The organism is Thalassotalea sp. G20_0, assembly GCF_017744175.1.
Lineage (GTDB): Bacteria > Pseudomonadota > Gammaproteobacteria > Pseudomonadales > Endozoicomonadaceae > Endozoicomonas.
The window spans coordinates 66,028-78,458 of record NZ_JAGHQV010000015.1; the positions used below are offsets into that span (position 1 = coordinate 66,028).

Annotated in this window: 13 protein-coding genes; 10 read left to right on the forward strand and 3 right to left on the reverse strand. The window is 49.3% G+C overall.

Annotated features, from left to right (window positions below; all coding sequences use genetic code 11):
• Nucleotides 1-48 precede the first annotated feature (48 nt).
• On the reverse strand, nucleotides 49-1,581 hold the full coding sequence (gene gpmM, locus J7438_RS11140) for a 2,3-bisphosphoglycerate-independent phosphoglycerate mutase (protein WP_209276594.1): 1,533 nt from the start codon (nucleotides 1,579-1,581) through the stop codon (nucleotides 49-51).
• 11 nt (nucleotides 1,582-1,592) lie between these two features.
• Between gpmM and J7438_RS11145 the strand changes: the two genes are divergently transcribed.
• The 4 genes from J7438_RS11145 (at nucleotide 1,593) to J7438_RS11160 (ending at nucleotide 3,662) form a co-directional block, all read left to right on the forward strand.
• Nucleotides 1,593-1,730, forward strand: coding sequence for a hypothetical protein (locus tag J7438_RS11145; protein ID WP_209202024.1), 138 nt, complete (start codon nucleotides 1,593-1,595; stop codon nucleotides 1,728-1,730).
• Between the two features lie 269 nt (nucleotides 1,731-1,999).
• On the forward strand, nucleotides 2,000-2,416 hold the full coding sequence (locus J7438_RS11150) for a rhodanese-like domain-containing protein (protein WP_209276595.1): 417 nt from the start codon (nucleotides 2,000-2,002) through the stop codon (nucleotides 2,414-2,416).
• 87 nt (nucleotides 2,417-2,503) lie between these two features.
• A complete protein-coding gene (gene secB / locus J7438_RS11155) occupies nucleotides 2,504-3,010 on the forward strand; it encodes a protein-export chaperone SecB (RefSeq protein ID WP_286196531.1) in 507 nt (168 codons plus the stop codon).
• 208 nt (nucleotides 3,011-3,218) lie between these two features.
• Complete coding sequence (locus J7438_RS11160; protein WP_209202021.1) at nucleotides 3,219-3,662, forward strand: DUF29 domain-containing protein; 444 nt, start codon at nucleotides 3,219-3,221, stop codon at nucleotides 3,660-3,662.
• On the opposite strand, the gene trmL is transcribed toward J7438_RS11160, so the two are convergent.
• The gene (trmL, locus tag J7438_RS11165; RefSeq protein WP_209276596.1) at nucleotides 3,659-4,123 is read right to left on the reverse strand and encodes a tRNA (uridine(34)/cytosine(34)/5-carboxymethylaminomethyluridine(34)-2'-O)-methyltransferase TrmL; all 465 of its coding nucleotides are present in this window, start codon (nucleotides 4,121-4,123) and stop codon (nucleotides 3,659-3,661) included. The genes J7438_RS11160 and trmL overlap by 4 nt on opposite strands.
• A gap of 644 nt (nucleotides 4,124-4,767) precedes the next feature.
• On the opposite strand from trmL, the gene J7438_RS11170 reads away from it, so the two are divergent.
• The 6 genes from J7438_RS11170 (at nucleotide 4,768) to J7438_RS11190 (ending at nucleotide 11,471) form a co-directional block, all read left to right on the forward strand.
• The gene (locus J7438_RS11170; protein ID WP_209276597.1) at nucleotides 4,768-5,349 is read left to right on the forward strand and encodes a hypothetical protein; all 582 of its coding nucleotides are present in this window, start codon (nucleotides 4,768-4,770) and stop codon (nucleotides 5,347-5,349) included.
• Nucleotides 5,350-5,446: 97 nt separating this feature from the next.
• Nucleotides 5,447-5,578 carry a hypothetical protein gene (locus J7438_RS27680; RefSeq protein ID WP_286196532.1) on the forward strand — a complete coding sequence of 44 codons (132 nt, stop codon included), beginning with the start codon at nucleotides 5,447-5,449 and terminating at the stop codon, nucleotides 5,576-5,578.
• Nucleotides 5,579-5,588: 10 nt separating this feature from the next.
• Nucleotides 5,589-8,114 carry a TcfC E-set like domain-containing protein gene (locus tag J7438_RS11175; protein ID WP_209276598.1) on the forward strand — a complete coding sequence of 842 codons (2,526 nt, stop codon included), beginning with the start codon at nucleotides 5,589-5,591 and terminating at the stop codon, nucleotides 8,112-8,114.
• Nucleotides 8,115-8,204: 90 nt separating this feature from the next.
• Nucleotides 8,205-9,251 (forward strand): hypothetical protein, encoded by a 1,047-nt coding sequence (locus J7438_RS11180; protein WP_209276599.1) that lies wholly within the window; start codon nucleotides 8,205-8,207, stop codon nucleotides 9,249-9,251.
• Between the two features lie 660 nt (nucleotides 9,252-9,911).
• Entirely contained in the window at nucleotides 9,912-10,877 is a 966-nt protein-coding gene (locus J7438_RS11185; protein WP_209202016.1) for a spore coat protein U domain-containing protein, read from the forward strand.
• 90 nt (nucleotides 10,878-10,967) lie between these two features.
• On the forward strand, nucleotides 10,968-11,471 hold the full coding sequence (locus tag J7438_RS11190; RefSeq protein WP_209202015.1) for a hypothetical protein: 504 nt from the start codon (nucleotides 10,968-10,970) through the stop codon (nucleotides 11,469-11,471).
• A gap of 121 nt (nucleotides 11,472-11,592) precedes the next feature.
• On the opposite strand, the gene J7438_RS11195 is transcribed toward J7438_RS11190, so the two are convergent.
• Nucleotides 11,593-12,303, reverse strand: a complete 711-nt coding sequence (locus J7438_RS11195) for a fimbrial biogenesis chaperone (RefSeq protein ID WP_209202014.1) — start codon at nucleotides 12,301-12,303, stop codon at nucleotides 11,593-11,595.
• Nucleotides 12,304-12,431: the final 128 nt, after the last annotated feature.

Below are 12,431 nucleotides of genomic sequence, written 5' to 3' on the forward strand. Positions count from 1 at the left end.
GATAAGCCTGTCACTTATCTTCAGACTCTAGTCGAAAAACAGAGCAGCTTACTTAACCAGCAGGGACTTTCCTGACATCTCGGCAGGCTGTTCCAAACCCATCAGCGCCAGCAGGCTGGGTGCCAGATCAGACAGAATACCATCCTTCAGCTGAATGCCTTGCGGTCCAGCATACACCAGTGGCACCAGCTCACAGGTGTGGGCAGTGTGGGCCTGACCGGTGACCGGGTCTTCCATCTGTTCGGCATTACCATGGTCCGCGGTAATCAGGCACTGACCACCTACTTCTTCCAGGGCTTCCAGCACACGGCCAATGCTCGCGTCTACCGCTTCAACTGCTTTAACCGCTGCGTTGAAATCACCGGTATGGCCAACCATGTCACAGTTTGCGTAGTTACAGATGATCAGGTCATGCTCACCGCTGCGGATCTCCTGAACCAGACGATCGGTGACTTCCGGAGCACTCATCTCTGGCTGCAGGTCGTAGGTGGCGACCTTTGGTGAGGCCACCAGCACTCGCTTCTCGCCATCAAACGGCTCTTCACGACCGCCGCTGAAGAAGAAGGTGACGTGAGCGTACTTCTCGGTTTCCGCAATACGGAGCTGGGTTTTGCCCAGTTTCTCCATGTATTCACCCAGCGTGTTCACCAGTTCGCTGGGCGGGAAGGCACAGGGGGCATCGATATCCGCAGAGTACTGCGTCAGCATCACAAAACCGGCCAGATCGGCCACACGGCTGCGCTGGAAGCCATCAAAGTCCTGATCAACAAAGGCACGGGTGATTTCACGGGCGCGGTCAGCACGGAAATTCATAAATACCAGTGCGTCGCCATCGTTTAGCCGGGCCGCTTCAGCGCCAATGACGGTGGCTTTAACAAACTCGTCGTTTTCGTCACGCTCATAAGCGGCTCTCAGGCCTTCAACTGCGGTTGCTGCAGTGAACCCGGCCTTGCCATCGGTGATCAGGTCATAAGCCTGCTGGACACGATCCCAGCGGTTGTCACGGTCCATGGCGTAGTAACGGCCAATCAGGCTGGCAACACGGCCAATGCCTTTTTCCTGCAACAGGGCATCCAGCTTTGCCAGGGACGATTCAGCGCTGCGCGGTGGTGTGTCACGGCCATCCAGGAAGGCATGAACATAGACTTCTTTGGCACCACGACGGTCAGCCAGTTCAACCATGGCATGGATATGGTCTTCATGGCTGTGAACACCACCCGGAGATACCAGCCCCATAATATGAACGGCTTTACCGGCATGAATGGCTTTATCCACAACGCGGGTAATCACCTCATTCTCATAGAAGTCACCGTCCCGGATGGCTTTGGTAATCCGGGTCAGTTCCTGGTAAACCACGCGGCCTGCACCCAGGTTCATATGGCCAACTTCGCTATTACCCATCTGGCCATCGGGCAGGCCAACGTCCATTCCGGAACCGGAAACGAAGCTGTGCGGGTTCTCTTGCCACAGACGATCCATTACCGGCGTTTTGGCGGCCAGAATGGCGTTGCTGTCTTTTTCTTCACGGTAGCCGTAACCATCAAGGATGATCAGGGCGGTAGGTGTGCGCTTATCAGTCATGGGTCTTAACCTTGGCGAACGGGAAGGCTGGTGAAGAGGCTGAATGTCTGACTTATCAGCGCGATCTCTTGAACCAACCTTATGGTGAGTGGAATGGTTGGCATTCTACCTGCTTTGCCGCCGGTTTCCAGTGCAATGCCCGCTCTTGAGTGAACAGCGCAAACTATCACACCAGGGGGCGTCAACCGGCGATATCCCCTGAAAGTCTCTGCAATTTTCTGAAACTTTCCGCACAAATATCACCGACAGCGTTTATGGAGTCATTTTAGTTGGCGATGGCTTTTTGTACTAACGCACCGTACATACCAAAAGCGCACAAAAGTCGGCCAGCACTTTTTCCATCGTCCTTCCCTTACTTTCCTGAGACGGGATCAGTATACTTGCCACCTTTCAATTTATAGATTGACAGCTTGTCGGCATGGAACAATTCATCGAGTTTATCATTAACCACCCCCTGCACGTTGGTGCACTGGTGGCGCTGGCCAGCGCTTTGGCCTTTACTGAAATGCGCAAGGGTGGGCAGAGCGTTTCCACCGCCCAGCTGACCCAGATGGTCAACCAGGACCAGGGCGTGGTGATCGACGTTCGGGAAAAGGCAGACTTTTCCAAAGGTCATATCGTCAACGCCATTAACGTTCCTTATACAAAAATCAGGGAACGTACCGGTGAACTGGAGAAATACCGCGAAAAGACCATTATTGTGGTGGATGCCATGGGGCAACACAGCGGCAGTGTTGGCAAAACCCTGAAAACCGAGGGCTTTGCCAATGTGGTCAGACTACAGGGTGGTATGTCCACCTGGACCTCTGACAATCTGCCAGTGGTCCGAAAATAGGCTCTGGCTGGACAATCTGCACGATCATTACCAAAATGCGTTATTCGCTTGGCTTATCATTAGCTCATCAAAAGTAAGGAAATGACAATGGCTGAAAATCAGCAGCAGGCTTCTCAACAACAGCAGGCTCCGCAGTTTGCGTTGCAGCGAATCTACACGAAAGATATCTCCTTTGAATCACCAAAGGCTCCTGAGATCTTTCAGAAGCAGTGGCAGCCAGAAGTCAAACTGGACCTGAGCACCAGCAACCGCCCCCTGGAAGAAGGTCTTTACGAGGTGGTTCTGTCCCTGACGGTAACGGTGGAAAACGGTCCTGAAGATAGCCCTTCCAATAAGAAGGAAACCGCTTTCGTTACTGAAGTACATCAGGCAGGCGTCTTCCTGGCCAAAGGTCTGGATGAAGAAGAACTGCACCGTACCCTGGGAGCCTTCTGCCCGAACATCCTGTTCCCTTATGCTCGCGAAGCCATCGACAACCTGGTACTGCGCGGCAGCTTCCCTCCGCTGATGCTGGCACCGGTGAACTTCGACGCGCTGTATATGCAGGCCCGCGAACAGCAGTCCGCCAAGCAGCAGCCGGAAGCTGTTAATTGATAATACCTGGTCGGCTTCTTTCTGAAGCCGGCTTCCTTTTCCTGTCCTCCCCCAATGCCCACACCTTTGCCTCTGCTGTTATAACCATCTAAAGTCATCATAAATGCCAATGGCGCGTGAAAATATTTTGCGCCACCCTCAGGGATGAAAAATGGTTAAGCGAAATATTTTTCACGGCAAAGGAAAGCTAGCAGGCAAGGTAAGCACAATGTCCGACTTATATGAACGTGACTTTTATTCCTGGACTCAAAAACAGGCCGACCTGATTCGCGAAGGCAGGCTGGCTGAGCTGGACCTGGATAATATTCTGGAGGAGCTGGAAAGCATGGGCAGAAGTGACTACCGGGCCCTGCAGTCACGGCTGACCGTACTGTTCACGCATTTACTAAAATGGCACTTCCAACCAGAAAAGCGAAAACAGGGCAACAGCTGGGAAAGAACCATAAAAGAACAAAGGAAGCAGATTGGGCGTTTACTACTGGACTGTCCGGGACTGAAAAGCAAACTTGATGCAATGTTGCCTGTCGTTTACGAACGAGCCCTGGAAGACGCCCATGATGAAACCAATCTGCCAGTCAGCTTATTTCCAGAACAGTGCCCGTGGAGTTTCCAGCAAGCGGTGGATAAAAACTTCTGGCCTTCCAAGTCTTAGCGCCCACCAATAAACCCCATCTGCCGCCAGGCTTCATAAACCATCACCGCCACCGTATTGGACAGGTTCAGGCTGCGGCTGTCCGGGAGCATGGGTAATCTCAGCACCTGATCGCCGGGCAAAGACGTTAGTATTTCCGCTGGCAGGCCACGGGTTTCCGGGCCAAACAGCAGGGCATCCCCTTCTCGAAAGGCGCAGCAGCTGTAATTACTGGTACCCTTGGTGCTCAGAGCCAGCACCCGGCCCGGTTTGACGGTTTCCAGAAAACTTGGGTAATCCGGGTGAATCTTCAGCTCGGCAAACTCATGATAATCCAGACCCGCCCGTTTCAATCGCTGATCATCCAGCTCAAAGCCCAAGGGTTCTATCAAATGCAGACGAAAGCCGGTATTGGCACAGAGGCGGATGATATTACCGGTATTGGGGGGGATTTCCGGTTGGTAGAGAACAACATCGAGCATGGGCAGATCCAATAGATGACAGAGTGTCAATCATAGAGCATCTGTGAGTTGGATGGCATTCATTGACAAATTGTGACGGCTGATCATAAACCATTCAGGTGGCCACTGAATAATTCACTGGCCAGGGCATTGGGTGGAAATCAGAAACATTATCAATGTGTAAATAAGCGACACTGAAACACAACAAAATGATCAGTATTGAGACCTGTATGTGAGCACAACACTGAAATTTTCAAACCACCATACAAATATCCACACACATTCCATTCGCAAAAACCGAGATATAGCCAAATTTATAGTGACGTAAGTCACAAAAAACTTGAGTAATATCTCTGAATATTTAAAAATCAGGTTTCAATATCATGACTGACTAAGTACTTACTGTCTGTCTGAAAGTTATACAGTAGAAGGCTTTGGTCGTAAAATAACCATTATTCGGTGTTGGCTTGCGAAGGTTTTTGACTGGAGTTGTGGAAAGTGTGAATCGTTTACTGTGAATAGTGAATGGTTCAGCGTAACAGGCTGGCATACCCTGGTAACTATTCATCCTTAACACTTCCCTTTTCCATCCAACAACCAGACAACACCAAATAAAAACATAATCACAAGAAGACAGCAGTTAACCACTGCATGGGGGCATAAGAATGAAAACATTAAGGACATTGGCACTGGCGACGGTGGTTTCTGTGGGGGTGTTGGGTTCTACAAGTGCTGTTGCAGTAACACAAGGAAATCTTGGCTCAACCTCAACTGGTATTTTTGATATCACCTTAATAAAAGGCGAGCTTGCCAGAGTATGGGGATTGAAAGATGTTGAGCTGGTAGATGCCAATAGCGATTCAAACTTTGATACATATACTTCATCTTTTTGCATTTTTGCTAATAAAGGTCTTCAAAGTAATGACTTTGATTTATCAATTACCAGTGCCAGTAGTACGCCTTTTAGCTTAAAGGATATTTCTGGAACACAAGGAGCAACTGACATTGCCTATACTGTAAAAATAACCGACAGTGCCAGTACAGAATTAGTTGCGGAAAACGCTGATGGTGCGACAAAAACTGGACGACTTAACGCAGGCAGCCTGTTATCACAGCCACTTCCTGGAGGGGTTTGTACCGGTAATGAAAATATGGATTTGGAAATTGCATTAGTAAACTCATCGTTCACCAGCATTCAAACTGGTACCTACACGGATAAAATCACATTACTGGTACAACCAAAATAACTTGACCTCGCTCCCACGGTCCCCCGTGGGAATGCATACCGGTCTCTCCTAGCGCTACTCAGCCAATGAAAAGCCCGAATACCCTGAAACTTGGGGTATGCATTCCCACGCAGAGCGTGGGAATGAGAATATAAACTCTGATATCTCTGTGCCGACCGCCAGGGATGTAGGAAGTGCTGAAAATACCGGAGCGATTTTCAGCATCGTTGTGGTTAAACAATCAGGATAGATCCCCCATTATGCGTCGTTGGAAGTGCATCATTCCAATACTATCTGCATTTTCCATGTACGCTTTCAGCCACATGGCGCGGGCTGACGACCCCATATTTCTCGCCGCCACCAACCCACCCGCCGGTTTCGAAGAACTCAGCGACACCCAGCAATCCCTGGTGGATATCTATTTTGGCAACCGCTATATCGGTTCCCAGCTGGCCTCGTTCAGCCCCGGAATTATTGAACTGCCCAATCCCGCCGAACTGGTGCGCCAGATCGGCAATCTGAGTGACCCAACCCTGATCGTCAGCACCCTGACCGGCGAACTGAACAGCCATGCAGATCTGGTATGTTTAACAGACTCCTCGCAAAACTGCGGTATTCTGGAATCACCCGTGGCCGGTGTCATTTTTGATGAATCCCGCTTCCGGGTGGATATATTTATCAACCGTCGTTTTATGCTGACCCGTGCCGCTGATGTGCGTAAATACCTGCCCCCTTCCGATGCGGGCTTTGCCCTGATGCAGAACTTTTCTGCCACCGTCAGCGGCTCCAGTGCCGAGGACAGCGATAACAGTTATACGCTAAATGGTCTGACCATCGCCGCCTGGAAAGAAAACAGTATCTACTGGAGCTGGGACTATTCCGATACCAATCACTTCTCCGTCAACCAATTCTACGGCCAGCGCGATTTTGAAGGGATGGAATACAACGCTGGCCTGTTATCCACCAGCGGTTTTGGTCTGAACCTCACCTCTGACCAGCCCATGGTTGGCCTGCGGATTAATAGCTCCGACAATACCCGGGAAGACCTGGACTTCTCCGGTGGTATGCCAGTTGAAGTGTTCCTGCCCACCCGTGGCCGGGTGGAAGTGCGTAAAGATGACCGGTTGATCGACAGCGCCTTCTTTGAAGCAGGCTCCCAACAGCTGGATACCACCAGCTTTCCCAGTGGCGCTTACGATATTGAGATTCGTATACTCGATGAAAGCGGCAACCTGATCGCCACTGAAAACCGCTTCTTTGCCAAGCAGAGCCAGATTCCCCCCATCGGTGAGTGGCTGTTTTTTGCGGAAACCGGCCGGGTGGTCAACCGTCAAGGGGATAAAGCCCTGCCAGAGCTGACGGAACAGTGGCTGAACCGTGCAGGTGTCAGCCGCCGGGTGCTCGACACCCTGGCGGCCACCGGTGCCGTTGCCATCAATAATGACGATGCCCTGATGGAATTCGGGCTGTATCACTTTGGCTACCGCTATGAAATCTCGCCATCACTGATACTGGCGGATAATGGTAGCCGGGGTTTTACCGCGAACAGTCGACTGACCCTGGGAGACTTATCGCTTTCGGGCAGCTATCGTCGTTTATGGCACGATGAGTCACTGACAGCCGATGTTGATGATGATGGCAATGACATTCCCGGCCTGTTTGGCAATGCCTTTGAACAGCACTCGTTTTCCGCATCCATGCCCCTGTTTGATGGCAGCCTGGGCTACCGTTACAGCCTGAACCAGAGTTATGACAACAATAATGAAGAGCAGGACCCGACCCGTACTCACAGTCTGGACTATCGCCGTACCCTGTTCCGCACCTTTGATTACGATGGCGATGTGGCTCTGAGCCTGAGCAAATCCGGTGATACAGAGATTGGTCTGGTCAGCTTCAGTTTCCGTTACCGTGAAGATCGCTGGAACTTCCGGGCCACACCACGGGCAGAGATCAGCAAACGTGATGGTGCAACGGATAGCTCTGAGCGACTGCGGCTGTCAACGTCCTGGGATGATGGCGACTATCTGGATGGCGATCTGCGCTTTGACCTGGGCGTTGAAGGCGGTACCGGTGATGAACGCATGGATGGCAGCGTTCAGTACGCCAACCATTATGGCCGGGCCAGCTTCAGTGCCAGCCATACCCGTGGCAGTGACAGTAATACCACCTCCTGGGGTGGCAGTATGAGCACCAGCTTCCTGACCGATGGCGACGTGTTTGCCCTGGGGGGGGAAGAGCGTGCAGAGAGCGCCCTGGTAGTGAATCTGGATGGCCGCCCCGGTGATGTATTTGATGTCAAGGTAAACGGCCAGCGTCGTGGCTATGCCATTGCCGGCTCCCCGTCCATTATCGCCCTGTCACCCTACGAGCAATACCGGGTCAGCCTGAGCCCGGCCGGTGAAACCCTGTACAGCTTTGATGAGCGGGAAAAAACCGTGACGCTTTACCCAGGTAATGTAATGACACTGGATTACGAGGCCATTCCCCTGCAGCTGCTGTTTGGACGACTGTTGTTTAACGGTCAACCACTGGAAGGTGCCCGTATTAACGGTGGCCTCTACCCGGGCAGCACAGATGATATCGGGATGTTTCAGCTGGAGACCCGTGCCGATGTGGGCAACCTGCAAATAGAACTGGACAACGGCTGGCTTTGCCAGCTACCGGTTAAACCACTGGATGCCGGTTATGTGCTGCAGATGGGCACCATCGATCTTGCTGACTCCCAATGTTCACCATTGCTGGAAGGCCAGCTGGCAATTACCCGGCGGGATGATGTCGACGAATAATCAAGTAGTATGCAGAATGGTTTTTTCTTGTTCCCATGCCTTGCGCAGGAACGAGATTAGTGATTGTTTCCTCTCTGGAAGGATAACCGCTTGCTCAGCATAAGTATCAGTGCAATACATTCTAGAAATTATTTTTTCTTGATACTGTTATTGACTTTTTCACTACATGGTTTTGCGGACGCAGACTGTAACTCACAGAACTGCGATAACGTTGATAACTACTGGGTAAAAATTAAACGCCTTACTGATATTGATCTTGGTTCATGGACAGGGAATGATGTGGCAAGTGGCAAGAACCAGCTTGTGAATAAAAAAACCTTTTGTGCCATTTCTTACAGGGAAGATGGCAATAATCGAGTAATGTACAATCCTGAGCTGCAACTACAGGGCCCTACTGATGGAGATGCCAGACAGTTTATTGTCAGCAATGACGGAAATCAGATACCACTTACCATTCATCTTGAGAGGTTTTCAGAGAATGATGCACCTCAAACTCCTGATCGCTTCACTCCTGGTTCTACAGTCACACTAACAGGAAATAATGAATACCGCCTGTGTAGAGAAAATGAGTTATCTGTCACAGTTACTGCCTATAAAGACGATATTATTTCTGCCGGTGCGACAGGTATTTACAGTGGTATCTTTAAAATGCAAGCAGGGTCGGGAACATCCCCGGAAAGCCCTGGGCCTGTTTTTATCGAATTTTCAATAACCCTTAATGTTGCTCCCGCGATTCTGATCTCAGGACTCGAGGATATGCTATTGACGGCAAAAACCGGGCAGGATATTTCGGAATCTCAAAAATTTTGTGTCTATGCCGCAAGCAGGAGCAAGTTCAAAATAAAGGGGCTCAGCAGGTTTGGCTCGGGTGCTTTTCAGCTTGATAATAATGGTCAAACTATCGAGTATAACCTGACTGTCGGGCCGTCAAATAATAATGGGGCTGGTAACAGAATTACCCTTGTTGAAGGTGGTGATTTTGTCGGCCGTCCGTCATGGAAAGGAGATCAACAGCTGGATTGCGGCAATGATGAAAATATGATGCTGACTGTATCGATTAACAAAGCATCACTTGATAGCGCTAATTCAGGGCTGTACCAGGATACCGTTACGCTGATTGTTACTCCTGAATCGTAGACATTAAGGAATTTTTCCTGATGCTATAGCTGTATCCCTCGTTCTCTGGCTCGTAGTGACTGTCGCTGACGGGTTGGTGTTACGTGTTGTGGGTCTTGAATTGGAACCACAAAGAGCACAAAGAGCACAAAGGAAAAGAAAAGCTCTTCTTCGTGCTCTTTGCCGTGAAAAATATTTTGCGTAACCATTTTTCATCCCTGAGGGTGGCGCAAAATATTGTCACGCGACATGGGCATTTGTGTCCTTTGTGGTTCAAACAGTAGCCACTGCCAGATGCTTAATGTCTACCGTAAGACTCCTGAATAGCGGGATTGATAAAAATATCTCCCATTCCCATGCTCCTGCGCAGTAATGCATACCGATATTTCCATCGTTACCACTTCTTTCGCTTACCTTATTACTCTGGGAAACTCCGGTAGACACTCCCTCAGATGACAGGGCGAACGAAGAATAACAGCAAGAAACCGAACATCTTTAACAGGTTCAAGAGCAATTATCATAAAACAGGGCAGTAAACACACCTTATAAACTGACAAGTTATTAGCAGATTTTCTGGACAAACAGTACAGATATTGTACTGTCTGCAAAAGCATCCTTACCGATTATTCCGTGGTAGTTGGCAGGGATATACGGAGTGAACTTAGCGCATGGATAATATTTATGTATTTATGTACCAAGTCAGCAACGACCAACCTCTGCTATCTCATGTTTTTATTATTGTCACTCTCCCTCCCAAGCCAGGGTGCGTTCAGATTTCTGGGCAGTAATGCGGCTAATATCGAAATTCCCCTGGACTGGGAGGATTCACAGTTTGAGGTTCCGGTAAATGTGACTCTGCAGTCCTGCTTTGGAGACAGATTCGATGGCACTTTCTTTCGTGGTTGTGACTTCTTTCAGTTTGAGCAAACATACAACCTCAGAGGCTCTGACTTCACATTTCTACACCAAGAGACCAACCAGATCACTGAGGACATTGTGATTGGCCAGGTCAAATATAAGCAAGGCAGCAATGATGAAATAAACGTAAATAATGACTTCTCAGCTGGGCTTACCCCTGGCCAATACCAGGCTGTCGATGGAACATTGACGTTTACCATCTTTAATAATGCCCTGGAATCCACACTTCCTGGATTATATATCTCCAATTATTCTCTATTTGGGCAGGAAACCAGCGGCTTTATTTCTGCCAGTGACGATGTAGACCTGCTATTCAAAATCAGAATTCCAGATAGAGTCAGGATTAGTGGCCTTAAAGACATAGAGATGACCGCGGAAGGCAACCAGGCTATTACCAGCGAGCCTATGAGCTTCTGTGTCTTTTCTCAGGGAGGTACAGACTTCAAACTCAAAGCGACCGGTAAAAATGATGCCAATCAGCAGTTTTATCTGTCCCAGGGTGGAACGCCCGTTAACTATAAAATTATGCTTCAACCAGCTCTTCAGCCAGGTATTAAACAGAGCCTGTCTCCGGGTGTTTTTATTGAAGATCTGGCAGGATCTGATAGTCAGGACTGCTACAGATATACGGCAAATAATGTGCAGATATTCATCGATATTCCCGGTAATCAAACCCTTGCCACGGGTGTATATAGTGATACCGTCACTCTGACGGTTATACCTGAGTAAACGGGTCAATGAGCTTTGTCCCAAGTGATTTGCATTTCCTCTAACCTGGTCTAGCTTTGACACTCCAGACAAGTAATGAGGATGATAATAATGACCGTCGAACGGTACGAATTCCGGCTGACCCGATTAGAAGAAGAAGTGAGGGAGCTGCGTCGTAACCAGGTGGATACCAGTAAAGGGGTGGATGCCCTGGCCAGCCATATAAAAAAACATCAGGACCTGCTGCTTTCCAACCATAAGGCCATTGCCGACCTTGAGCAGGTGGTGCTGACGCTGACCGGTGATCTCAAAACCTTATCCGTTAAAGTGGATCAGAACCATATTTCCATGGAGAGCTATATTGACCGGCGAATGGAGTCTTTTGAAGCGTCGGTGAATCAACGTTTTGACAGGGTTGAATCGGATGTATCTGAACTTAAATCGGATGTATCTGAACTCAAATCGGATGTAGTCGAACTTAAAGCAGATGTGGTCGAACTTAAAGAAGATGTGGTCGAACTCAAGTCTGATGTTTCAGGACTCAAATCAGATATGTTTGAGGTGAAGTCGGATATCGCTGAGATTAAAACGCTGCTTAAAGCAAAACTGGTATAAATTTGTTTTCGGGTCTCAGGTAATCCTGTTCCCGGGATTAAGGCAGGATGCCAGAGCGTTCTGTTAGGGAACTCTCGAATCATCCCACCAGGAGTGTCACCAAGCGACAAATCGCCTGTATTTACAGAGAAAACTTCTGTGTCTCCTCAAACTCACCATCGAACAGGCCATACTGAATAAACCCTTTGCCTTTGGCTGCACCCTCCGGCAGAGGCATCTCCCAACTTTCACCGGCATAAATACGAGTACCGTCGCTCAGGTCAGTACAGCTCTCTTGTGCATTACTGGTGCAGTATTTTCCATTACGAAGCACCACGTTGATATTGCCGCTATTGGTAAACGTCATTTTGCCATTATCTAATTTACCGTCCACTTTATACTCAGGGTTCTGAGGACGGACAAAGACCAGGGCCTGATAGGCTACCAGCAGTTTGATGGCGGTTTGTTTGGCTTCCAGGTCACCAACCACAGGACGGAAGGTTACCCGATAGACCAGCTCTTTATCTTTAGGGGTTTCCAGACTCACCAACCTTACGGTTTTACGGCCATTGGGCGGAATAATAGCTTTTCCCGGTGTGGCCAGCAGTTTGATGTCATTAGGGTCTGTCACCCGAATACGTTCTTCCTGCTCCGTACCGGGATTGATGACGTTGTACACTTCGGTTTGCAGGTAGAGATTTTCTTTATCCGGATTGGAGACCACCACATCCTGCCGTGGCAGCTGGTCTGGCTTGAAGTAGACGATCATACGATCAAGAGACATGGTTGCCAGCACTTGTGAGCTGGCGATAAGAGTGGCCAGCAGGCAGGCTCCACGGACAAGGCGTTTCATTAACATATAATGGAGATTCCGATTTGCCCCGGGCCAAACTTCGCTGCATAACCCAGGAAAGTTTGAGACGACAGGGGATGAACAATATTCCCCTATTCTATTGCCACGAAAAATAATCTCAAATGGGT

Excerpts from the sequence above, each read along its gene's own strand:
- J7438_RS27680 (WP_286196532.1), top strand. The coding sequence starts at position 5,447 with ATGCATTCCCACGCAGAGCGTGGGAATGAGAATATAAACTCTGATATC.
- J7438_RS11185 (WP_209202016.1), top strand. The coding sequence starts at position 9,912 with ATGTATTTATGTACCAAGTCAGCAACGACCAACCTCTGCTATCTCATG.
- J7438_RS11170 (WP_209276597.1), top strand. The coding sequence starts at position 4,768 with ATGAAAACATTAAGGACATTGGCACTGGCGACGGTGGTTTCTGTGGGG.
- J7438_RS11150 (WP_209276595.1), top strand. The coding sequence starts at position 2,000 with ATGGAACAATTCATCGAGTTTATCATTAACCACCCCCTGCACGTTGGT.
- J7438_RS11190 (WP_209202015.1), top strand. The coding sequence starts at position 10,968 with ATGACCGTCGAACGGTACGAATTCCGGCTGACCCGATTAGAAGAAGAA.
- gpmM (WP_209276594.1), bottom strand. The coding sequence starts at position 1,581 with ATGACTGATAAGCGCACACCTACCGCCCTGATCATCCTTGATGGTTAC.
- trmL (WP_209276596.1), bottom strand. The coding sequence starts at position 4,123 with ATGCTCGATGTTGTTCTCTACCAACCGGAAATCCCCCCCAATACCGGT.
- secB (WP_286196531.1), top strand. The coding sequence starts at position 2,504 with ATGGCTGAAAATCAGCAGCAGGCTTCTCAACAACAGCAGGCTCCGCAG.
- J7438_RS11175 (WP_209276598.1), top strand. The coding sequence starts at position 5,589 with ATGCGTCGTTGGAAGTGCATCATTCCAATACTATCTGCATTTTCCATG.
- J7438_RS11160 (WP_209202021.1), top strand. The coding sequence starts at position 3,219 with ATGTCCGACTTATATGAACGTGACTTTTATTCCTGGACTCAAAAACAG.
- J7438_RS11195 (WP_209202014.1), bottom strand. The coding sequence starts at position 12,303 with ATGAAACGCCTTGTCCGTGGAGCCTGCCTGCTGGCCACTCTTATCGCC.